Here is a 22,894-nt window from a genome sequence, read left to right as displayed (position 1 = left end):
AAAGGGAAGCCATAACAGGCTTCCCTTTTTGTGTTCGGCACCAAGATGACTAAAAACTCCCGCCACACCGCTGTTTACAAGCTGTACGAGCTGTTCAGTTCCATGCGCTTTGCCATTGGTCTGCTGACCATTCTGGCCATTGCCTCGATCATCGGCACCGTACTCAAGCAAAATGAACCCTACCCCAACTACGCCTTCGAATTCGGCCAGTACTGGTTTGCCGTGTTCGAACAGCTGGGCCTGTACGATGTCTACCACTCCGGCTGGTTCCTGACCATTCTGGCCTTCCTGGTGCTGTCCACCACCTTGTGCATCGTGCGCAATGGCCCGGGCTTCATCAAGGACATGAAGGCCTATCGCGAAAAGGCGTCGGACAACTCGCTGGCAGCGATGAAGCACAGTGTTGAAATCGACGCCGCCGGCAGCGACCCCGCCTACCTGCGCGCCTACCTGCGCGCCCAGGGCTGGCGCTGGCGCGAACACCTGCGCGCAGACGGCAGCCTGGTGCTGGCCGCCAAGAAGGGTGCCGCCAGCAAGCTGGGCTACTTCTTCGCCCACATCGCGCTGGTGGTGATTTGTATCGGCGGCCTGATGGATGGCAACCTGCCGCTGAAGCTGGCAGAAATGGTGGGCAGCGTGGTGCCGGAAACCCGCGACATCCCGCAAAGCCAGATCCCGCCCCAAAGCCGCCTTTCTACTTCCAACCTGTCTTTCCGCGGCAATGTCACCATCGCCGAGGGCAAGAGCGGTGACGTGATCTTCCTGAACTCCGGCAACGGCTATCTGGTGCAGGACCTGCCCTTTACCGTGACCCTGAAGAAGTTCTATGTCGACTACTACAGCAATGGCATGCCCAAGCTGTTTGCCAGTGACATTGCCGTCACCGACAAGGCCACAGGCAAGGTGACCGAAGCCCAGGTGAAGGTGAACCATCCGCTGATCGTGGACGGTGTGGCCATCTACCAGGCCAGCTTTGGCGATGGCGGTTCTCCGCTGAGCTTCAAGGCATGGAACCTGGATGCCCCGCAAATGACACCGGTAACCATCAAGGGCATTTCCATGGCCGGCCAGCCTCTGCGTGCCAATGGCAAGGACTACAGCTTGGAATTCGGCGAGCTGCGGGTGTTCAATATCGAGAACATGGGCGGCAAGAATACCGATGGCGGCGACAAGAGCCTGTCCCAGCGCATGCAGGATGCACGCGAGGTGAAACACGAGAAACAGCTGAAGAACATCGGCCCGTCCGTTACCTTCAAGCTGCGTGACAAACAGGGTCAGGCGGTGGAGTTCCACCATTACATGGCACCGATTCAGCAAGATGGTGCCAGCTACCTGGTAGCCGGTGTGCGCAGCAAGGTATCGGACCCCTTCCAGTACCTGCGCCTGCCACTGGACGACAGCATGTCGCTGGACAGTTTCATGCGACTGCGCACAGCATTCATGAATCCGGCGCTCTATGATGAAATCGCCAAGCGCACTACTGCCAAGGCCATGCAGGGCTCGGCCATCAGTCCGGCCATGCAGCAGCAGTTTGCCAATAGCGTGAAATGGATTCTGGGCCGCTTTGCCCAGGGTGGCTTTGTGGCCCTGGAGCAGTTTCTGGATGAAAAAGTACCGCAGGACAAGCGCCAGGCCGTGGCCCAGACCTATGTGAAAATCCTGCAGGGTGCAGTGGTTGACGTGATGGATGTCGCCGATACCAAGGCCGGGCTCAAGCCGGTAGCCATGGACGGCAAGCGTTACCGCTTCTTGCTGGACAGCCTGGTGGGTATCAGCGCGCTGCATGATTACAACGCACCGGTGTTCCTGCAGCTGCAGGGCTTTGATCAGGTGCAGGCTTCCGGCTTGCAACTAACCCGCTCACCGGGCAAAAACCTGGTGTATCTTGGCTCGCTGATGCTGGTAATCGGCATCGTGCTGATGTTCTATATCCGGGAAATCCGCCTGTGGATACGCTGCGCACCCGGCAGCGTCAGGGTGGCAATGAGTTCCAACCGGCACAAGCGTGACCTGGATGCGGACTTCCGTCGCCACAGCGAGGCAATTCAACAGTTGGTACGAGGTAAGTGATGGAACTGGCTCAATCCTTTGTCGAACAACCGCTGTACAAGCGCCTGAAAACCGCAGACTGGCTATACGCCGTGCTGATCCTGGTGGCGGCCGCTCAGGCCTGGCGGCTGTACAACCCCTTCATGGACGGCTATGAACAGGCCATTCTGGCTGGCTCCGCCATCGGCCTGGTGGCACTTGGCTGGTTCTGGAAAGCCTGGCGCTGGTTCTTCCCGCTGTCCGCCGGTGTGGCCCTGATTGGCATCAGCCTGTACCACGGCCAGCTGGCGCGTGGCCAGACCGCGTTCTGGCTGAAGTTCCTGCTATCCAGCCAGTCCGCCATCATGTGGATGTGCACACTGTTCTTCCTGGCCACCCTGGTGTACTGGGCCGGGCTTGTCAGCCGCTCGGCCATGCTCGCGCGTATGGGCAGCGGTCTGACCTGGGCGGCAGCGGTGATGGGAGCGGCCGGCCTGTTCGTGCGCTGGTACGAAAGCTATCTGATCGGCAGTGATGTCGGCCATATTCCTGTATCCAACCTGTACGAAGTCTTCATCCTGTTTTCGCTGATCACCGCCCTGATGTATCTGTACTACGAAGCCCGCTTTGCCACGCGTCAGGCCGGTGCTTTCGTGCTGCTGGTGATCTCTGCCGCAGTCGGCTTCATCCTGTGGTACAGCTTTGATCGCCAGGCGCATGAAATCCAGCCGCTGATTCCGGCCTTGCAATCGTGGTGGATGAAGATTCATGTTCCTGCAAACTTTGTCGGTTATGGTGCGTTTGCCATGTCGGCCATGCTGGGCGTGGCCGAGCTGCTGGTGCTCAAGGGCTTGCTGAAAGACCGCCTGCCCAGCGCGGAAGTGCTGGACGAAATGATGTACAAGGCCATTTCCATCGGCTTTCTGTTCTTTACCATTGCCACCATTCTGGGGGCGATGTGGGCGGCAGATGCCTGGGGTGGCTACTGGAGCTGGGACCCGAAGGAAACCTGGGCGCTGATCGTGTGGCTGAACTACGCCGCCTGGTTGCATATCCGTCTGGTGAAGGGCTGGCGCGGCGAACCGCTGGCCTGGTGGGCGGTGATCGGCCTGCTGGTCACCACCTTCGCCTTCCTCGGGGTGAACATGTATCTGACCGGCCTGCACTCCTACGGCGGCCTGTAATCCTCCCCCAGCCCCGGCCTGCAGCATCGCCGGGGCTTTGCTTTGCCTGCACCACGGACAAGATGGCCGTGGTTTGTTATTGTGTTGACTGTTTCTTTTCAAGGACCCCGTTTTTACATCATGGATTTATCCTGGCTGTCTGACCCTTATGCCCTGCTCGGCCTCCTCACCCTGATTGTGCTGGAGGTAGTGCTCGGCGTCGACAACCTGATTTTTGTGGCCATCCTGGCCGAAAAACTTCCGCCACATCAGCGCGACCGCGCCCGGGTGCTGGGCCTGTCGCTGGCGCTGATCATGCGCCTGTTCATGCTGGCCGGCATCAGTTGGCTGGTAAAACTCACCGAACCACTGTTTTCCGTACTGGGCCAGAGCTTTTCCGGCCGCGACCTCATCATGCTGGGCGGCGGCCTGTTCCTGCTGTTCAAGGCCACCATGGAGCTGCACGAGCGGCTGGAGGGGGTGGAACACAGCGAGGGCAATGGCCAGAAGGCCTACGCCGCCTTTGCCACGGTTGTCGTGCAGATCCTGGTACTGGATGCGGTGTTCTCCATCGATTCCGTCGTCACCGCCATCGGCATGTCCGAACACCTGGGCATCATGATGCTGGCAGTGGTGATTGCCATGAGCATGATGATCATGGCCAGCAAACCGCTGACCCGCTTCGTCAATGCCCACCCCACCGTAGTGATGCTGTGCCTGGGCTTCTTGCTGATGATCGGCTTCAGCCTGATTGCCGACGGCTTCGGCTTCCATATTCCCAAGGGCTATCTGTACGCTGCCATCGGTTTCTCGGTGCTGATTGAAGTGTTTAACCAGGTGGCCAATGTCAATCACCAGCGCTATCTGAACAGCCGCAACACCTTCCGCTCCCGTACCGCCGACACCGTGCTGCGCCTGCTGGGCAATGCGCCGCTGCAACACGGCAGCCATAACGAGCAGGAACACGAGGAAGGCCCGCATGAGGATGCGGAAGAAGCTTTTGCCCACAACGAACGGGCGATGATCCACAGCGTGCTGACACTGGCAGAACGCCCGATCCGGGTGATTGCCACCCCGCGTTCCGACATCCACCGCCTGGACATCAGCCAGGACGCCGACAAGCAACGCAAGGTATTGCGTGACAGCCCCTACTCCCGCTTGCTGGTGGTGGGTGCCGGCCGTATCGACGAGCCGCTGGGCATCGTGGCACGCAAGGACCTGCTGGCCCAGTTGCTGGATGGCCAGACGCTGGACGTGATGGCCGCGCTGCGCCAGCCGCTGGTGCTGCCGGAAGGCATGACGGTGCTCAAAGCCATGGAAGCCTTCCGCCAACAGGCCGCCGACATGGCCTTTGTGGTGAATGAATTCGGCAGCCTGGAAGGCATCGTCACCCAGAAAGACCTGATGGAAGCCATTGCCGGCGACTTCCCGGAAGAACACGAGCGCCACGAGCAGCCGGCGCTGGTACAAGGCGAGGATGGCAGTCTGGATGTGGAAGGCAGCACCGAACTGGTGACGCTGGAGCAGTACATCGAACTGGGCAATTACGAGGACGAGGATTTCCACACTGTAGCCGGCCTGCTGATGCACCGGCTGGAGCGCATCCCATGCCAGGGCGACAGCATCCGCGAAGCGGGCTGGGACATTGTGGTGACCGAGCAAAAAGGCAACCGTACCGAGCGGGTCAGCATCCGCCCGCTGCCCAAGCTGGATGATGAGCAAGGCTGACACCACCAGCCCCTCCGGCCAGTGGCATCTGTATGTGCTGGAGTGCCGTGACGGCGCGCTGTACACCGGCATCAGCAATGACGTGGCGCGGCGCTATGCTGCGCATCTGGCGGGTAAGGGAGCGCGCTATACCCGCATCAACCCGCCGCAGCGCATTGCGCTGATTCACCCCTTTGCCGACAAGTCGCAGGCGCTGAAAGCCGAATACGCCTTCAAGCGCCTGTCGGCCGCCGCCAAGCGCCAGCTGGTGGCAGGCGGCGACCTGAGCGGCTGGCTGACGGCACGCGCCGCCCTGACCGACACCAATCAATAAACAAAGCGTTCGCGCAGCTCGTCCAGGTTCAGCTCATGCAGAATGGCTTCCTGCCGTTCACGCGCACTCTGTTTGCCCTTGCCGGTTTTTTTGGCAATGATCAGTTCGTTCTTCATCGAATGTTCCCAGCCCACCAGCTCGGTCACCGTCAACTGGTAACCACGCGCCTCCAGCTGCAGGCAACGCAGCACATTGGTCAGCTGGCTGCCGAATTCGCGGGTGTGGATGGGGTGACGCCACAGCTCGGATAGTGGCGTCTTGCCGAAGGTCTCGTTTTTCTTCTGCCGCAGTACGGCGGCCACCTCGGCCTGACAGCAGGGCACCAGCACGATGTACTTGGCGTCCTTGGCCAGTGCAAAGCGGATGGCGTCGTCGGTGGCGGTGTTGCAGGCGTGCAAGGCGGTAATGATGTCCACCTGGGCCGGCAACTGCTCGGAGGTGATGGACTGCTCCACCGTCAGGTTGAGAAAACCCATGCGGTCAAAGCCCAAACGTTCGGCCAGCTCTTCCGAGCGGCTGACCAGCTCTGGCCGGGTTTCAATGCCGAACACCCGACCGGCCTCCTTGTCCTTGAGAAACAGGTCGTACAGGATGAAGCCCAGGTAGGACTTACCCGCGCCGTGGTCGGCCAGGCTGACGTCCCCCTTGCTTTGCAGCACGTCCTGCATCAAGGGCTCGATGAACTGGTACAGGTGATACACCTGCTTGAGCTTGCGGCGGGTGTCCTGGTTGATCTTGCCGTCGCGGGTGAGAATATGCAGTTCTTTGAGCAACTCCAGCGACTGCTGCGGTTTGATTTCGGGAATCAGGCTCATCATGGCCTCCGGTAAAGCGGGAATGGCGCGATTTTACCAGTTTCAGCCGCCCAGCCCCGACAAGCTTGGCCGCAGCGGCCGACCATGCCACAATTTGCCATCCCAATTGCACCGAGCATCGCCATGGCCCTGCAGTATCACCTGATTCCGGTTACCCCCTTTGCCCAGAACTGCAGCGTGCTGTGGTGCGATGTCAGCCGTGAAGCGGCCATTGTCGATGCTGGAGGCGATATTGCCCGCATCCGTGCCTGGATCGAACAAAAGGGCCTGACCGTCACCAAGCTGCTGCTGACCCACGGCCATATCGACCATGCCGGTGGTGCCGGCGAGCTGGCCGCCCAGCTGGGCGTGCAGATTGAAGGCCCGGAACAGAGCGAAAGTTTCTGGCTGGACCAGCTGCCCAATCAGGGCCGCATGTTCGGCTTTCCCTCCAGCCCGGCCCTCACCCCGGAGCGCTGGCTGAACGAGGGCGATACGGTCAGCATCGGCCAGGAAACGCTGCAGGTAATCCACTGCCCGGGCCACACGCCAGGCCATGTGGTGTTCTACAGCGCCGCCGCCGGCGTGCTGGTGGCCGGTGACGTATTGTTCCAGGGTTCCATCGGCCGGACAGACTTCCCGATGGGTAATCACCAGCAGCTGATCGATGCCATCCAGCAAAAGCTGTTCCTGTTGCCGGACGACACCGTGGTGATTCCCGGCCACGGCCCGCTCACCACCATTGGCGACGAAAAGCGCCACAATCCCTTCGTGGCGGACGCCCGCTTCCGCTGATGTCGCCCGCCTTCGAACTGGCGGTGCTGGCGCTGGTGCGGCAGATACCGCCCGGCCGGGTCAGCAGCTACGGCGTGCTGGCGGCGGAGGCTGGCTTTCCACGGCACGCCCGTCATGTCGGCAAATTACTGGGCAGCCTGCCGGACGGCCACGGCCTGCCCTGGCACCGGGTGGTGAACAGTGCCGGCCGCCTGTCCCGCCCCGGCAGCGAGCAGGCCGACTGGCAGCGCGTGCTGCTGGAACAAGAGGGCGTCGATTTTTCCGCCAGCGGCAGCATCAGCCTGCTGCGCTATGGCTGGCCGGATAGCGCCTACTTGCCAGCCAATGTCCGCTGATGGCGACAGTTGCTGCATATTGTCCAACAGCAATACAGCCCGTTTTCATAATGTTGCTGAAATGTTACGTCGCTTGAACTGAAACTTTTCAATGTAGAGACTTGTGCGCTACCCTGCGCGCCCCGTATGGTCTGCCCTGCGGGTTTTACATAAAAAAAGTTCACTTAGGCGGAAAAAATGAAAGCTCGCAAACTGCTGCTGGCCCTGTCCCTGATCAGCGGCTCCACCCTGGCGCATGCCGACAACTGGTCTTTTGCCAATGTCAGTGCCAACTACCTCGACTGGTCGTCCCGCACCACCGAACAAAGCGGCAAGAAAGACTTTGGCTACCTGGAAGCCGAAGGCGGCATGGGTGGCAACTGGGGTGATGTCTACGGCTTCTTCGACCTGGAAAACCCGGGCAAGAGTGGCGACGGCCTGAACGGCTACGACCGCCGCTACACCACCAAGGCCATTGGCCGCTTCAACCTGACCCAGGTCGGCAACGTACCGGTACAACTGTACGCACACGTTTACGACACCCGTGGCAACAACTTCTTCAGCCAGAACCGCGTGCTGGGCCTGAGCACCGAGCTGAAATACGGCAACCTGACCATCAAGCCCTTCATTGGCGCACACAACGAGCTGGACTCCTTCGGCATCGGTTCCGGCTACAACGGCTGGATGGCCGGCTATGTGCTGCTGTACCCGTTCAGCGCCTTTGGTCAGTCCTTCCTGGTGACCCAGTGGCATGAAACCGAATTCGCTCGCAAGCAGCAATTCGTGGCCAACTACAAGCACAACACCGGCGAAAACGGTGCCATCGCCCTGTGGTGGAATGTGAACAAGCGTTTCACCACCGGCGTGCAATACCGCTATGCCGACCAGAAGCTGGGCTCGTCCGAGTACCAGAACGCCGTGATCTACAGCGCCAAGTATAACTTCTGATCAACTGTCGATCCCGACGGCCCGTATCATGCAAAACGCCTCCGCAAGGGAGGCGCCAGGCTGCTGACTATGTAATTTGGTGCGATGGCACAGGTCCCGGCAAAGCCGGGCCTTTCGACTAAAAGACTGATTCCGCAGCCTTCCCGTCTATTCCCTATCCCCCCGCCCTTTCCCTGAAAGGGAGCCTCGCTTTCCTTACGGAAAGCGAGAGAGGGGTTTGATGTAAATCGGGCTTACTTGCTCTTGTTGGCCTGACGGTACAACTGGATCAGGCGGCGGGTGGAGCTGTCGTGCTCCGCCGATTTCAGCTTGCCGGTCAGCTCGCCGTGGATGGTCTTGGCCAGTTGCTTGCCCAGTTCCACCCCCCACTGGTCGAAGCTGTTGATGCCCCAGATTACGCCTTGCACAAAGATCTTGTGCTCATACAGCGCAATCAGCGAACCCAGGTTGCGCGGGTCGAGGAAGCTCATCAGCAAGGTATTGGTGGGACGGTTGCCGGCAAACACCTTGTGCGGCACCAGTGCTTCCAGCGCCTCGCCCTTCATGCCTTGTGCGGCCAGTTCTTCCCGTACTTCCTCGGCGGTCTTGCCGCGCATGAAGGCCTCGGCCTGGGCAAACACATTGGCCAGCAGGATTTCATGGTGACCGGGCAGGCTGCCACGGCTTTCCAGCGAGGCAATCAGGTCGATCGGCGAAATATGGGTGCCCTGGTGCAGGAGCTGGAAGAAGGCATGCTGGCCGTTGATACCGGTTTCACCCCAGATGATGGGCGCGGTTTCGAAATTGACCGGATTGCCGTTGAGCTGGGTCTGCTTGCCGTTGGACTCCATGTCCAGCTGCTGGATGAAGGCCGGCAGGCGGTGCAGGTACTGGTCGTACGGCGCAATCACATGGCTGCCGCCACCAAAATAGTTGATGTACCAGATACCGATCATCGCCAGCAGCACCGGCATGTTCTGCTCGAACGGCGCATTGCGGAAATGCTGGTCCATGATGTGGGCACCGTTGAGCAGCTCGGTGAAGTTTTCTTCACCCAGATACAGCATGATGGGCAGGCCGATGGCCGACCACAGGCTGTAGCGGCCACCCACCCAGTCCCAGAATTCGAACATGTTGGACGGGTCGATACCGAAATCGGCCACCGCCTTCTGGTTGGTGGACACGGCGACAAAGTGCTTGGCCACCGCTTTTTCGTCACGCGCACGCTGCAGGAACCAGTCACGCGCGGTCAGTGCATTGGTCAGGGTTTCCTGGGTGGTGAAGGTTTTGGATTCCACCACAAACAGGGTGGTTTCCGAGTGCACCTTCTTCAGGGTTTCCTTCAGCTGGGCACCGTCCACATTGGAAACAAAGTGCATGTTCATGCGCGGGTGACCAAACGGGCGCAGCGCACTGCACACCATCAGCGGGCCCAGGTCCGAGCCGCCAATGCCGATGTTGACGATGTCGGTGATGGGCTGGTTGGTATAACCCAGCCACTCGCCGGAGCGCACGGCGTGGGCAAACTTGCCCATCCGTTCCAGCACGGAATTCACCTTGGGCATCACGTCTTCGCCATCAACGAAAATGGGCGAGTTGGTGCGGTTGCGCAGCGCCACATGGAGCACAGCGCGGTTTTCCGTGCTGTTGATCTTTTCGCCCTTGAACATGGCCTTGATGCGTTCCAGCAGCCCGGCTTCACGCGCCAGCTGCATCAGGCCCTTCAGGGTTTCGTCGGTAATGCGGTTCTTGGAGTAATCGAGGAACAGCCCGCCCACCTCCAGGCCATAGCGTTCGGCCCGCTCCGGGTCGTTCTGGAACAGCTCGCGCATGTGCAGCTGCTTGGCATCGGCAAAGTGGTCCCACAGGGTTTGCCAGGCGGGGTGCTGGGTCAGTTCGCTCATGATGATTAATCCTCTTCTGTCCGTTCAGCCAGTCTCTTTGCTTTGAGACTGTGCTTGGTTTTTTCTAGTTGTCCGATCACGCCGGGGCCACGGCGCAAGGCCACGCCCACGGCCAGCACATCGATGAGCACCAGATGGATGATGCGGGAAATCATCGGGCTGTAAGTTTCGTTGTCCTCCTGGGTGTCCGCCATCAGGGCGATGGTGGCGGCGCGTGCCAGCGGTGAACCACTGGCGGTGATGGCCACCACGGTGGCACCGGAAGCGGTGGCTTCTTCCACGGCATCCAGCAGCTCGCGCGAGCGGCCGGAGCTGGAAATGGCCACCAGCACGTCGTCGGCATTCAGCACCGAAGCCGCCATCATCTGGATGTGGGTATCGGCATAAGCCACGGTGGAAATGCCGAAGCGGAAGAACTTGTGCTGGGCATCGGCGGCGGTGATGCCGGAATTGCCCAGACCGTAAAATTCTACCCGGCGCGCACGGGAAATGGCCTCGATGGCCGCTTCGATGGCCTGCGGATTGACGTCGTTACGGCTTTTGAGCAGGGCGGTGACGGTGTTGTCGAACACCTTGGCCACGATTTCCGAGGTGGGGTCTTCCGGCCGGACGCTGGAGTGCACATAAGGCACGCCGGTGACCAGGCTGCCGGCCAGTTTCAGCTTGAAATCGGGCAGGCCGGAGCAGCCCATGGAGCGGCAGAAGCGAATCACCGTGGGCTGGCTGACGCCGGCATTGCGGGCGATATCCGCCACTGCGGCCTGCATCATGGTGTAGGGCTGAGCCAGCACCAGTTCGGCCACCTTGCGTTCGGCCGAAGACAGGGCTTCTAGCTGAGACTTGATTCTTTCCAGCATGGGTCAGTGCTCCAGATGCGCCGCCAGCGCTGCCGACGCGCCGATCAGCGCAGGGTAACGGCTGTTGATGACAAACACCGGAATCCCCGCCAGATAAGCGGAAAAACGGCCCTTGTCTTCGAAGCGCGGGCGGAATGGCGACGTTTTGAAGTAGTCGATCAAACGTGGAACGATACCACCGCCAAGGTATACCCCGCCACGGGCGCCGAGCGTCAGCGCCAGATTGGCCGCCGCCGTACCCAGCATGGCGCAGAAGGCGTCCAGCGTTTCGCGGCAGCGCGGACAGCTGCCGGCCAGGCCACGCTCGGTGATGTCGGCGGCGGACAGGTCCTGCTCGGGCTCGCCAGCCAGTGCCGCCAGCGCATGGTAAATCAGCACCAGGCCGGGGCCGGACAGCAGGCGCTCGGCCGATACATGGCCGTGACGATCACGCGCATAACGCCAGATGGCGGCTTCACGCTCATCAAACGGGGCAAAGCTGACGTGGCCGCCTTCGCCAGCCAGCGGCATCACGCCGCCGGGGTAAGGCATCAGCGCAGACACGCCCAGGCCGGTGCCGGGGCCAATCAGCGCCAGCGGGCTGCCACTGATCGCTTCACCGCCGCCCACCTGTACCAGCTCATTACGCGGCAAGTGCGGCAGCGACAAGGCCAGCGCGGTGAAATCGTTGATGACAATCAGCGAAGTCAGCTCCAGCGCCTGTCGGGTGGCTTCGATGGAAAAGGCCCAGTGATGGTTAGTCATCTGCACCCAGTCGCCGGTCACCGGATTGGCAATGCCGATGGCGGCATGGGCCACCGCGCGGGTGTCCACCTCGGCCAGATAGCTGCGCATGGCCGCTTCCAGCGTGGGATGGCTGGCACAGGGCAGCACGATGATGTCTTCCAGCACGCCGGGGGCGGTTTCCAGTGCAAAGCGGGCATTGGTGCCGCCGATATCGGCCAGCAGCCGCGGCCAGGTATTAGGCAGTCCAGTAGACATCAATGGGGCACTCCGTCTGCAACAGGAAATGGCTGATGGGCAGGCTGTCGTTGATGCCTTGTGCAGCCTGATCGAACACCTGGCGTTTGCCCGCCCTCTGAATCGACAGGATCAGGCTGTCACACGCGAGCAAGGCGGCCTTGCTCATGCTGAAGCGCAGGTGCGGCGCGGTGAGCGGCTGTACGGCGAGCAAGGGCAGGCTGCGGGCCATGTCCAGCCCCTCCGCCAGCGCCGCAGCACCGGGAAATAGCGAAGCGGTATGGCCGTCCTCACCCATGCCCAGCACGGCAACGGTGGGACGCAGATAGGCAGCGTTGGCGGCAGCCAGTTCGGCCACCTCATCACTTGCAGCGCCCACCAGCGGCAGGAAACGGGCTGCGGCGGCGGCATCCTGCAACAGATGTTCGCGTACCAGCGCGGCATTGCTGTCCGGGTGATCTGCCGGGACAAAGCGTTCGTCCACCAAGGTGATCAGCACGCGCGACCAGTCCAGCGGCTGGCTGCGCAGCGCGTGAAAGAAGGGAACCGGCGATTTGCCACCGGAAACAGCCAGCACGGCGCGACCATCGCGCGCCAGAGCGGCCGACAAGCGTTGTGCCACGGTAGCGGCCAGGGCGGCGGCGCTGGCCGGTGCATCGGGAAATTCAAACCATTGCATGCATGTCATCCTCACCTTGCACCCGGCCCCTGATATCCATGACACCGGGTGATTGCCGCTCTTGCTGGCCGGCTTGTTATGAATTGTCCTGCCCGGGCAGGCCAGTGCGGCGGCCCGGACGGGTCAGGTCGGTCAGCTTTCTTCGTGCCAGCTGATGCCGTCGCGGCTGAGCAGGGCGCTGGAAGCCGCCGGGCCCCAGGTGCCTGCGGTATATTGCTTGGGCGGGGTGTTGCTGCTGTTCTGCCAGCATTCCATGATGGGCATCACCCAGCGCCAGGCTTCCACCAGCTCGTCACGGCGCATGAACAGCGCCAGCTTGCCGCGGATCACATCCAGCAGCAGGCGCTCGTAGGCATCGGCACGGCGCACCTTGAAGGCCTTGTAGAAGTCCAGATCCAGATAGGCCGGTTGCAGGCGCATGGTGTCGCCCGGCTCCTTGGCCAGGAAGTACAGGCGGATGCTTTCTTCCGGCTGCAGCTGGATTACCAGCCGGTTGGCGGTATGGCTGCCGCTGAGCGGGCCGGAGAACAACTGGTGCGGCACGTCGCGGAAGTTGATGACGATTTCCGCCAGCCGCTCCTGCATGCGCTTGCCGGTACGCAGGAAGAAGGGCACGCCCGCCCAGCGCCAGTTGTCGATTTCCGCCTTGAGGGCAACAAAGGTTTCGGTCTGGCTGTCGGCCGGAATGCCTTGCTCCTGCAGATAACCCACCACCGGCTGACCGGCCACCGCACCGGCCTTGTACTGGCCGCGCACGGTCTTGTTGGCCACATCCTGCTCGCTGAACGGGCGCAGTGCCTTCAGCACCTTGAGTTTTTCGTCACGCACCGCATCGGCTTCCATATTGGCCGGCGGCTCCATGGCGACGATACACAGCAGTTGCAGCAGGTGGTTCTGCACCATGTCGCGCAGCGCGCCGGTGCCATCGTAGAAATCGCCACGGGTGCCGACACCCAGGTCTTCGGCAATGGTGATCTGTACATCGTGAATCCACTCGCGCCGCCACAGCGGTTCGAACAGGGCATTGGCAAAGCGGATGGCCATCAGGTTCTGCACCGACTCCTTGCCCAGGTAGTGGTCGATACGGTACAGCTGTTCTTCCTTGAAAAAGTGGGCCACGGCATCGTTGATTTCGTTGGACGAATCCAGATCGATACCCAGCGGCTTTTCCAACACCACGCGCACATTGGGGCGGTTAAGGCCAACGGCGGCCAGATTTTCGCAAATGCCGGCAAACAGATTGGGCGCGGTGGCCAGATAACAGACCACCACCCGTTCCGGATGCTGGCCCACCGCTTCGGCCAGGGCCGGGTAGTGGGCGGCCTCGCCGGCATCCACCTGCAGGTAATCAATGCGGCTACGGAAGGATTCCCACGCCGCCGCATCGAAATGTTCCTTGATATGCTGGCGGGCGCTTTTTTCCACCAGTGCCAGGTAATCGTCGCGGCTCATCGCCTTGCGACCCAGCGCCAGCAGGCGGCCTTGCTGGTTGAGCAGGCTGGCGGCATGGGCCTGATACAGGGAAGGCAACAGCTTGCGCATTACCAGATCGCCGGTGCCGCCGAACAGCACCATATCGAAGGCCGGGGTGGGCGTGCTACGGTTATCCATAGTGATCTTCCGTCTTGTGCATTTGCAATGTAGTTATATTACCACCCGATTTGGTCATGTCCATGCGTGCAGCCAGGACAATCCGCAGAAAGCAACACCTACCCAATCGAGTATAAAACTATAAAACCCTTTACTGGAGTGACTTTCATGCCAATCACCCCCAATACGGCACTATCAGCCAGCAGCTGAATTCTTGCAATTTAAGTGTAGTAAAACTACCATTTACCCATATTCATCACGGGAATTGCCATGGCCCTGCACCCGGTACTACACACCGTTACCCAGCGCATCATAGATCGCAGCCGCGCACGCCGCGCAGCTTATCTGGATCACCTTCATGCCGCAGCCCAGCAGGGCAAGGTGGAACGCGCCCAGCTGTCCTGCACCAATCAGGCCCACGCCTTTGCGGCGATGCCGGACAATATCAAGATTCATCTGAAAGAAGCCCACCGCCCCAATCTGGCCATCGTCTCCGCCTACAACGACATGTTGTCCGCCCACCAGCCGCTGGAAGCCTACCCGGCCTGGATCAAGGAAGAAGCGCTCAAGGCCGGTGCCACCGCCCAGTTTGCCGGCGGCGTGCCCGCCATGTGCGACGGCGTGACCCAAGGCCAGCCGGGCATGGAGCTGTCCTTGTTCTCGCGTGACGTGATTGCCATGAGCACCGCCGTGGCCCTGTCGCACCAGATGTTCGACGCCAGCCTGTATCTGGGCGTGTGTGACAAGATTGTTCCCGGCCTGATGATTGGTGCGCTGACCTTTGGCCATCTGCCCGCGGTATTTGTGCCGGCCGGCCCGATGACCACCGGCATTGCCAACGACGACAAGGCGAAGGTGCGCCAGTTGTTCGCCGAAGGCAAGGTGGGACGGGATGTGCTGCTGGATTCCGAGTGCCAGTCCTACCACGGTCCGGGCACCTGTACCTTCTACGGCACCGCCAACTCCAACCAGATGATGATGGAAATCATGGGCCTGCATCTGCCGGGCACCGCTTTCGTCAATCCGGGCACACCGCTGCGCGAGGCACTGACCCGTGCCGCCGCCCGTCAGGCTGCCCACATTGCCGCCCAGGGGGACAACTTCACCCCGGTTGGCCGCATGATTGATGAAAAATCCATCGTCAACGCCATTGTCGGCCTGCTGGCCACCGGCGGCTCCACCAACCACACCCTGCATCTGGTAGCCATTGCCCGTGCTGCCGGCATCGACATCAACTGGGACGACTTTGACGAACTGTCGGCCATCATCCCGTCGCTGACCCGCGTTTACCCCAATGGCAAGGCCGACGTAAACCACTTCCACGCCGCTGGCGGCATGGGCTTTGTCATTCGCGAGCTGCTCTCTGCTGGCCTGCTGCACGAAGACGTGGACACCATCGTCGGCCACGGCCTGTCAGCCTATGCCAATGAGCCATGGCTGGACAATGGCACGCTCAAGTGGCGTCCGGCACCGGCGGTGAGCGGCGACGACAGCGTGCTGCGCACCGTGGCCGATCCGTTCAGCCCGGATGGTGGCCTGCGCGTGGTGGCTGGCAATCTGGGCCGTGCCGTGATCAAGGTATCCGCCGTCAAGCCGGAACACCGCATTGTAGAAGCACCTGCTCTGGTGTTCGACGATCAGAACGACATGCTGGCGGCGTTCAAGCGCGGCGAGCTGGAACGCGACTTTGTCGCCGTGATCCGCTTCCAGGGCCCGCGCGCCAACGGCATGCCGGAACTGCACAAGCTGACCCCGGCATTGTCCATCCTGCAGGAACGCGGCTTTGCCGTGGCACTGGTGACCGATGGCCGCATGTCCGGTGCGTCGGGCAAAGTGCCGGCTGCCATCCACGTCTCGCCGGAAGCGGTCTTGGGCGGTAGTATCGGCAAGGTTCGCGCTGGCGACATCGTGAGACTGGACGCTGTGGCCGGCACGCTGGAAGTAAAAGTGCCAGCAGCAGAATGGGCGGCGCGCGAGCAGGCCAGCGCCGACCTTGCACACAATCAATTTGGCGTGGGACGTGAACTGTTTGCGGTATTCCGCGAATCCGCCGACGCCGCGGAAGCTGGTGCCATGAGCTTCCATCACCCGCTGTGGAGAAACTGATATGGACGCTTTGACCCTGTTGCGCCAGGGACCGGTAGTACCGGTCATCGTGGTAAATGACGCCGCTGTGGCGGTAGACCTGGCGCGTGCGCTGGTGGATGGTGGCATCCGTGTGCTGGAAGTCACCCTGCGCACCAAGGCGGCCCTGGCTGCCATGCGCCGCATGCGCGACGAAGTACCCGGTGCCATTGTCGGCGCCGGTACGCTGCGCAACCGCGCCCAGCTGGAAGCTGCGCTGGACGCTGGCGCCCAGTTTGGCGTCAGCCCCGGCCTGACCCCGGAGCTGGCCTCCGCTGCGCGCAATGCCAACCTCACCCTGCTGCCTGGCGTGGCCACCGCCTCGGAAGCCATGCGTGCCCAGGACGAAGGCTTTGACATCCTCAAGCTGTTCCCGGCCGAAGCCGTGGGTGGCATCAAGCTGCTCAAATCGCTGGCAGGCCCGCTGCCGGACCTGCGTTTCTGCCCCACCGGCGGCATTGATCTGGCCAAGGCCAAGGACTACCTGGCCCTGCAAAATGTCCTGGCCGTTGGCGGCAGCTGGCTGACCCCGGAAGACGCGATTGCCAACCGCGACTGGGCCCGCATTACCGAACTGGCCAAGCAAGCCAGCGCGCTGGCGCAGTAAACCCACCCCACTCCGTCAAAGCCCGCCATGTGCGGGCTTTTTGCTGCGCCGCACACTGCAGGGTGATGGCACAGCCCGGCTAATCTGCACTACCATCAAGCCTTCATTCCCGCCCATCCCCACTCATGAAACTGTTTCTGGCCGAAGATGATGCCGTACTGGCCGATGCCCTGCTCACCCGCTTGGGCCAGCTGGGTTTTGCCGTCAGCCACTGTGACGATGGCTTGGCTGCACAACAGCTATTGCTGGCCGAGCACTTTGATGCGGTGATCCTGGATATCGGCCTGCCCGGTCAGGACGGGCTGAAAGTGTTGCGCAATGTCCGCGTACACCGGCCTGCCCTGCCCATTCTGCTGCTGACCGCACTGGACAGCATGGAGGACCGGGTGGCCGGGCTGGATGCCGGTGCTGATGATTATCTGGTCAAGCCGTTTGAATTCCCCGAGCTGGAAGCCCGTATCCGCGCCCTGCTGCGCCGTCATCGCGCCATCGACCCGCAACGCGACGAGCTGCAACGGGAAGAATTGCACTTTGGCCCCTTGCGGCTGGATCGCAGCGCCCAGCGCGCCTGGGCAGGAACGCAGCCGCTGGACCTGTCCGCCCGCGAACTGGAACTGCTGTTCATCCTGATGAGCCAGGCAGAGAAAGTACTGACCAAGGAGCAGATTTCCAGCGAACTCTCCGGTCAGGGCGAGGAAATCGGCAGCAATGCAGTGGAAGTGTATGTGCACCGCCTGCGCAAGAAGCTGGATGGCAGCGGCGTAGGTATCCGCGCAGTACGTGGCCTTGGCTATCTGCTGATGCAGGCTGCCGATGGCTGAAACCTCCCGTCCACGCCAGCTGTCACTGCGCCGCCAGTTGCTGCTGTGGTTGCTGCTGCCGCAGCTTGTATTGTGGCTGGCCGCCGCCATGCTGGCGCATGCCATGGCGGTGCGCTACACCAATGAGGTCATCGACCAGACCCTGGCGCAGACATCGCGCGCGCTGGCACGGCAGGTAAAGCCTTTCGGCAACGGCTTTTATGTCGACTTCCCCCGTGCCGCGCGGGAAATCCTGGAAGAAGACCCCAGCGACCGGGTGTATTACATGGTCAGCTCGCCGCCTTCCGCCTTCCTGCTGGGCGAACCGACCATGCCACCGCCACCGCATGAGCTGGTGGCCAAGGCGGGCAACAGCTATTTCTACAACGCCAGCATGAAGGGCCAGGATGTGCGGGTGGCGGCCCTGTACCTGCTGGCCGGCACGCCGGAACAACCGCAACTGATGCTGGTGCAAGTGGCCAAAAGCCGCGCCCTGAGTGCCGAACTCACCCGCAAGATCCTGCTGGACATGGGCCTGCCACTGCTGGGGCTGATGCTGCTGACCAGCCTGCTGGTATGGGCCGGCATCAGCCGTGGCCTGTCGCCACTGCGCCGCCTGCGCCGGGTGGTGGAAAACCGCTCGCCACGCGATATGGCGCCTATCGAAGTCAACAATGCCCCGGCAGAAGTACGCACCCTCACCGCCGCCATCAACAGCCTGCTGGAAGAGGTCAATCGTCAGGTCGAACAGCAGCGGCGTTTTATCGGCGATGCCGCCCACCAGTTGCGTACCCCGTTGGCCGGGCTGAAATCACAGACCGAACTGGTCAAGGCCGAACTGCAAGGCCACACACCTGACATTCCGCGTGCCTGCCGCCAGCTGGAGCAAGTGGAAACCAGCGTGGCGCGCTCCATCCATCTGGTTAATCAGCTGCTGGCGCTGGCCCGTGCCGAACCGGAAACCGGCCTGCAACGCAGCCTGCTGGACCTCAACCAGCTCACCCGCGAAGTCACCGCCGAAGCCGTGCCGCGAGCGCTAGCCCGCGGACTGGATCTGGGCCTGGACAGTGGCGACGAGAAGATGCCGGTGCTGGGCCATGCCGGTCTGCTGCGCGAGCTGCTGGCCAATCTGCTAGACAATGCCATCCAGTACACCCCGGCCGGCGGGGAAATTACCGTAGAGCTGCATCGCCAGCACAAGCAGCTACGCCTGGCGGTGCGCGATAACGGCCCCGGCATTGCCGCTGCCGAGCGCGACAAAGTGTTCCAACGCTTTTACCGGGTCAACCACCAGCCGGGCGGCAAGGGCTGCGGGCTGGGGCTGGCCATCGTACAGGAGATCGCCCGCCGCCATCACACCCGGGTGGAACTGAGCGACAACATCCCCCATGGCCTGTGCGCCAGCCTGTTGTTCAAACCAGAAAACAGCACGGAAAAATCAGATAAGTAGTGTAGTTGACACACTACGCTGCACCACTTTGCTGCATAGCAGCACCAGCGCAGTGCCTTGTCAGACTTGATAAATTCCAAATGTCATGATGCATTGCATCTGGTTTTTGTCATTTTCTTACAGCAATTCCGATCAAACCTTACACAAAACTTACAATCTGCCGCTATAGTTCTTGCACATCCCATATCCGGCCATTCTCCGGCCACAAAGGGATGAAACATAAAAACCGAAATGCAACGCTACAAGATGGAGACAAGAGAATGAAACGCAAGCAACTGAGCGCCGCCCTGCTGGCCGCCACCCTGCTGCCGGCCACGGTATTTGCCGGTGAAGTGGAAGTGCTGCACTGGTGGACTTCCGGTGGCGAGGCCAAATCCGTGGCCGAACTCAAAAAAATGATGACCGCCAAGGGCGATAACTGGAAAGACTTCGCCGTGGCCGGTGGTGGTGGCGACAATGCCATGACTGCGTTGAAAACCCGCGTGGTATCCGGCAACCCGCCGACCGCCGCCCAGATCAAGGGTCCGGCCATCCAGGAATGGGGTGCCGAAGGCGTGCTGGCCAATATCGATGCCGTGGCCAAGGCCGAAGGCTGGGACAAGCAGCTGCCGCCGGTGGTCAGCCAGGTGATGAAATACAAGGGCCAGTACGTGGCCGCTCCGGTGAACGTGCATCGCGTGAACTGGCTGTGGGTGAACCCTGACGCCTTCAAGAAGGCCGGTGCCAAGGTGCCGACCACCTGGCCGGAATTCTTCGAAGCCGCCGACAAGCTGCAAAAAGCCGGCATCCAGCCGATTGCCCACGGTGGCCAGCCGTGGCAGGACGCCACCCTGTTTGAATCGGTGGCGCTCGGCGTAGGTGGCCCGGCCTACTATAAGAAGGCTTTCGTACAGCTGGACCAGGCCACCCTGGCCGGCCCCACCACGCTGAAGGTGTTTGAAACCCTGCAAAAGGTGAAAACCTATATCGACAAGGGCGCAGCAGGCCGTGACTGGAACCTGGCCACCGCCATGGTAATCAACGGCAAGGCCGGTATGCAGTTCATGGGCGACTGGGCCAAGGGCGAATTCACCGCCGCCGGCAAGAAGCCGGGCAAGGACTTCCTGTGCGTAGCCGCACCGGGCACTGCTGGCAGCTTCACCTTCAACATCGACAGCCTGGCCATGTTCAAGCAGAAGGACGCCGCTGCGCAGAAGGCGCAGGCTGATCTGGCCGAAACCGTGATGAGCAAGAACTTCCAGGAAGTGTTCAACCTGAACAAGGGTTCCATCCCGGCCCGTCTGGATACGCCGATGGACAAGTTTGACGATTGCGCCAAGAAGTCCAAGGCCGACCTGACCGCTGCCTCCAAGAGCGGCGGCCTGGTGCCCAGCTTCGCCCACAAGATGGCCATGCCGTCTGCCACCGAAGGCGCAATGGATGACGTGATTTCGCAGTTCATGAACTCCTCCATGAGCCCGAAAACCGCCACCGAGCGTCTGGCCAAGGCTGGCAAGGTGCATTAAGCAAGCAGCAATATGGCCCCGGGCCTGCTGCCCGGGCGCGCTATGCCGTGGACAGCTGCCAGCCAAGCCGGCCCGGTAGCTGTCTGTCCCACACCGAAGCAAAACATGTACGTCGTCTGCCCTTCCGCACCGTGACCACGGTCGGGACGCGGCCTGCTGCGCGCCTGCGCCAGCACGCCACGGCTGCATGCAAGGATTGATTCATGTCCTCATCCCAATCACACGCCAGCCTGTCGGCGCTGGCAGACCGCTGGTTGCCCAAGCTGGTGCTGTCGCCCACCTTGCTGATCAGCCTGGTGTTCGTCTACGGCTTCATTGCCTGGACCGGCTGGCTGTCGCTGACCGAGTCACGCCTGCTGCCGCAGATGGACCTGGCCGGCCTGATCCAGTACCAGGCGCTGTTCGAGAATGACCGCTGGTGGACTGCCGTGGCCAATCTGGGCATTTTCGGCGGCCTGTTCATCGGCTGCACGCTGGCCGTCGGCCTGTTCCTCGCCGTGCTGCTGGATCAGAAAATCCGCGCCGAAGGCACGCTGCGTACCATTTACCTGTACCCGATGGCGCTGTCCTTCATCGTTACCGGCACCGCCTGGAAATGGATGCTCAACCCCGACATGGGCCTGCAGAAGGTCATCAATGACTGGGGCTTTCCTGACTTCACCTTCGACTGGCTGGTGGACCCGGACAAGGCCATTTACACCGTGGTGATTGCCGGGGTGTGGCAGTCGTCGGGTTTCGTGATGGCGCTGTTCCTGGCCGGTTTGCGCGGCATCGACGACTCCATCATCAAGGCCGCCCAGGTGGATGGTGCCAGCCTGCCGGTGATCTACTGGCGCATCATCATCCCCAGCCTGCGCCCGGTGTTTTTCAGCGTGCTGCTGATCCTGTCGCACATCGCCATCAAGAGCTTCGACCTGGTGATGGCGCTGACCGGCGGCGGCCCCGGCACGGCATCCGACGTACCGGCCATCTTCATGTACCAGTTTGCCTTTACCCGTGGCCAACTGGGCCTGGGGGCAGCCTCGGCCATGATGATGCTGATGACCATTGTCGCCGTACTGGTGCCGCTGATGTATATGGAAACAAGGAGCGCCAAACGTGGCTAAACACCTGACTCCCGGCCGCATCGTGCTGTATGCCGCACTGGTGCTGATGGCCATTTACTACCTGCTGCCCTTGTACGTGATGCTGTCCACCTCGGTGAAAACCCTGGACGACATCCGTGGCGGCAACCTGATTGCCCTGCCGCAATCCATCACCCTGGATGCCTGGAGCAAGGCCTGGTCCAGCGCCTGCACCGGGGTGGAATGTGGCGGCATGAAGGGCTTTTTCTGGAACTCGGTGAAGATGGCGGTGCCCTCGGTGCTGATTTCCACCCTGATCGGCGCGGTCAACGGCTATGTGGTGTCGATGTGGCGCTTCCGTGGTTCGGACGTGCTGTTCACCCTGCTGCTGGTGGGCTGCTTCATTCCCTTCCAGGTGGTGCTGCTGCCGATGGCGCGCCTGCTGGGCGAGCTGGGCATTGCCAATACCACCAGCGGGCTGGTGCTGGTACACGTGATTTACGGCCTGGCCTTCACCACGCTGTTCTTCCGCAACTTCTTCGTCACCATCCCGGACGAGCTGGTAAAGGCCGCGCGCATTGACGGCGCCGGTTTCTGGACCATCTTTTTCCGCATCCTGCTGCCCATTTCCGGCCCCATCTTCATGGTGTGCGTGATCTGGCAGTTCACGCAGATCTGGAACGACTTCCTGTTCGGCGTGGTGTTCGGCGGCGCCGATGCGCAACCGATCACGGTGGCGCTGAACAACCTGGTCAACACATCGACCGGCGTGACCGAATACAACGTCAACATGGCGGCGGCCATCATTGCCGCCTTGCCGACCCTGGTGATCTACATGGTCGCGGGTAAATACTTCGTGCGCGGCCTGACCGCCGGCGCCGTCAAAGGTTAAACAGGAGACAAACATGGCAAGCTTATCGATCCGTAATGTGCGCAAGGTCTATCCCAACGGCGCGGAAATCCTCAAGGGCATCGACCTCGACATCGAGGATGGCCAGTTCCTGATCCTGGTGGGCGGTTCCGGCTGCGGCAAGTCCACCCTGCTGAACATGATCGCGGGCCTGGAATCGGTGACGCACGGTGAAATCGCGATCGGCGAACGGGTGGTCAACAAGGTGCCGCCGAAAGAGCGCGACATCGCGATGGTGTTCCAGTCGTATGCGCTGTATCCGACCATGACGGTGCGTGAAAACATTTCGTTCGGCCTGGGCATCCGCAAGGTGCCGCAGGCGGAACAGGACAAGATCGTGGCGCGCGTGGCGGACACCCTGCAAATGGGCCACCTGCTGGAC

21 protein-coding genes are annotated in these 22,894 nt (G+C 61.5%); 15 read left to right on the top strand and 6 right to left on the bottom strand.

Annotated features, from left to right (window positions below; translation table 11 throughout):
* The first annotated feature begins 45 nt into the window (after positions 1-45).
* The 4 genes from QVF59_RS12130 to QVF59_RS12115 all read left to right on the top strand — a co-directional run bounded on the left by QVF59_RS12130 (position 46) and on the right by QVF59_RS12115 (position 5,232).
* On the top strand, positions 46-2,070 hold the full coding sequence (locus QVF59_RS12130; protein ID WP_287880196.1) for a cytochrome c biogenesis protein ResB: 2,025 nt from the start codon (positions 46-48) through the stop codon (positions 2,068-2,070).
* Complete coding sequence (gene ccsB, locus QVF59_RS12125; RefSeq protein WP_287880195.1) at positions 2,070-3,212, top strand: c-type cytochrome biogenesis protein CcsB; 1,143 nt, start codon at positions 2,070-2,072, stop codon at positions 3,210-3,212. The genes QVF59_RS12130 and ccsB overlap by 1 nt, the downstream gene beginning before the upstream one ends.
* A 120-nt stretch (positions 3,213-3,332) precedes the next feature.
* A complete protein-coding gene (locus tag QVF59_RS12120; protein ID WP_159880300.1) occupies positions 3,333-4,919 on the top strand; it encodes a TerC family protein in 1,587 nt (528 codons plus the stop codon).
* Complete coding sequence (locus QVF59_RS12115; RefSeq protein WP_287880193.1) at positions 4,906-5,232, top strand: GIY-YIG nuclease family protein; 327 nt, start codon at positions 4,906-4,908, stop codon at positions 5,230-5,232. Before QVF59_RS12120 ends, QVF59_RS12115 begins: the two co-directional genes overlap by 14 nt.
* Here QVF59_RS12115 and QVF59_RS12110 read toward each other — a convergent pair.
* Positions 5,226-6,047, bottom strand: a complete 822-nt coding sequence (locus QVF59_RS12110) for a class I SAM-dependent methyltransferase (RefSeq protein ID WP_287880191.1) — start codon at positions 6,045-6,047, stop codon at positions 5,226-5,228. The two genes, QVF59_RS12115 and QVF59_RS12110, sit on opposite strands and share 7 nt — an antisense overlap.
* Positions 6,048-6,170: 123 nt before the next feature.
* Here QVF59_RS12110 and QVF59_RS12105 point away from each other — a divergent pair, with 123 nt between their 5' ends.
* From QVF59_RS12105 to QVF59_RS12095, 3 genes are all read left to right on the top strand, one after another.
* Positions 6,171-6,821 carry an MBL fold metallo-hydrolase gene (locus QVF59_RS12105; protein ID WP_287880452.1) on the top strand — a complete coding sequence of 217 codons (651 nt, stop codon included), beginning with the start codon at positions 6,171-6,173 and terminating at the stop codon, positions 6,819-6,821.
* On the top strand, positions 6,821-7,156 hold the full coding sequence (locus tag QVF59_RS12100; protein ID WP_287880189.1) for an MGMT family protein: 336 nt from the start codon (positions 6,821-6,823) through the stop codon (positions 7,154-7,156). The genes QVF59_RS12105 and QVF59_RS12100 overlap by 1 nt, the downstream gene beginning before the upstream one ends.
* A 177-nt stretch (positions 7,157-7,333) precedes the next feature.
* Entirely contained in the window at positions 7,334-8,083 is a 750-nt protein-coding gene (locus tag QVF59_RS12095) for an outer membrane protein OmpK (protein WP_287880187.1), read from the top strand.
* A gap of 233 nt (positions 8,084-8,316) precedes the next feature.
* On the opposite strand, the gene pgi is transcribed toward QVF59_RS12095, so the two are convergent.
* From pgi to zwf, 5 genes are all read right to left on the bottom strand, one after another.
* Positions 8,317-9,966, bottom strand: coding sequence for a glucose-6-phosphate isomerase (gene pgi / locus QVF59_RS12090; protein ID WP_287880185.1), 1,650 nt, complete (start codon positions 9,964-9,966; stop codon positions 8,317-8,319).
* 5 nt (positions 9,967-9,971) lie between these two features.
* Complete coding sequence (gene hexR, locus QVF59_RS12085) at positions 9,972-10,823, bottom strand: transcriptional regulator HexR (RefSeq protein ID WP_159880310.1); 852 nt, start codon at positions 10,821-10,823, stop codon at positions 9,972-9,974.
* Positions 10,824-10,826: 3 nt separating this feature from the next.
* Positions 10,827-11,804 carry a glucokinase gene (locus tag QVF59_RS12080; protein WP_287880183.1) on the bottom strand — a complete coding sequence of 326 codons (978 nt, stop codon included), beginning with the start codon at positions 11,802-11,804 and terminating at the stop codon, positions 10,827-10,829.
* Positions 11,785-12,462 carry a 6-phosphogluconolactonase gene (gene pgl / locus QVF59_RS12075; protein ID WP_287880180.1) on the bottom strand — a complete coding sequence of 226 codons (678 nt, stop codon included), beginning with the start codon at positions 12,460-12,462 and terminating at the stop codon, positions 11,785-11,787. The genes QVF59_RS12080 and pgl overlap by 20 nt, the downstream gene beginning before the upstream one ends.
* 132 nt (positions 12,463-12,594) lie before the next feature.
* The gene (zwf, locus tag QVF59_RS12070) at positions 12,595-14,073 is read right to left on the bottom strand and encodes a glucose-6-phosphate dehydrogenase (RefSeq protein WP_159880316.1); all 1,479 of its coding nucleotides are present in this window, start codon (positions 14,071-14,073) and stop codon (positions 12,595-12,597) included.
* A 249-nt stretch (positions 14,074-14,322) separates the two neighbouring features.
* On the opposite strand from zwf, the gene edd reads away from it, so the two are divergent.
* The 8 genes from edd to QVF59_RS12030 all read left to right on the top strand — a co-directional run.
* Complete coding sequence (gene edd / locus QVF59_RS12065; protein WP_287880177.1) at positions 14,323-16,158, top strand: phosphogluconate dehydratase; 1,836 nt, start codon at positions 14,323-14,325, stop codon at positions 16,156-16,158.
* Between the two features lies 1 nt (position 16,159).
* Positions 16,160-16,783: a bifunctional 4-hydroxy-2-oxoglutarate aldolase/2-dehydro-3-deoxy-phosphogluconate aldolase gene (locus QVF59_RS12060; protein ID WP_089082976.1), complete on the top strand. Its 624-nt coding sequence runs from the start codon at positions 16,160-16,162 to the stop codon at positions 16,781-16,783.
* 125 nt (positions 16,784-16,908) lie between these two features.
* The gene (locus QVF59_RS12055) at positions 16,909-17,604 is read left to right on the top strand and encodes a response regulator transcription factor (RefSeq protein ID WP_287880174.1); all 696 of its coding nucleotides are present in this window, start codon (positions 16,909-16,911) and stop codon (positions 17,602-17,604) included.
* Positions 17,597-19,033: a sensor histidine kinase gene (locus QVF59_RS12050; RefSeq protein ID WP_287880172.1), complete on the top strand. Its 1,437-nt coding sequence runs from the start codon at positions 17,597-17,599 to the stop codon at positions 19,031-19,033. The genes QVF59_RS12055 and QVF59_RS12050 overlap by 8 nt, the downstream gene beginning before the upstream one ends.
* Positions 19,034-19,293: 260 nt before the next feature.
* A complete protein-coding gene (locus QVF59_RS12045) occupies positions 19,294-20,538 on the top strand; it encodes an ABC transporter substrate-binding protein (protein ID WP_159880326.1) in 1,245 nt (414 codons plus the stop codon).
* A 203-nt stretch (positions 20,539-20,741) separates the two neighbouring features.
* Positions 20,742-21,644, top strand: coding sequence for a carbohydrate ABC transporter permease (locus QVF59_RS12040; RefSeq protein ID WP_287880169.1), 903 nt, complete (start codon positions 20,742-20,744; stop codon positions 21,642-21,644).
* Positions 21,637-22,494, top strand: coding sequence for a carbohydrate ABC transporter permease (locus QVF59_RS12035; RefSeq protein WP_287880166.1), 858 nt, complete (start codon positions 21,637-21,639; stop codon positions 22,492-22,494). Before QVF59_RS12040 ends, QVF59_RS12035 begins: the two co-directional genes overlap by 8 nt.
* Positions 22,495-22,507: 13 nt before the next feature.
* On the top strand, positions 22,508-22,894 hold a 387-nt coding region (locus tag QVF59_RS12030), incomplete at its 3' end, for an ABC transporter ATP-binding protein (RefSeq protein WP_287880164.1).

The organism is Aquitalea sp. (assembly GCF_030150775.1).
Taxonomy (GTDB): Bacteria; Pseudomonadota; Gammaproteobacteria; order Burkholderiales; family Chromobacteriaceae; genus Aquitalea; species Aquitalea denitrificans.
Note: the sequence above shows the minus strand (reverse complement) of the source record. Positions and strands in the feature narration are given on the sequence as shown.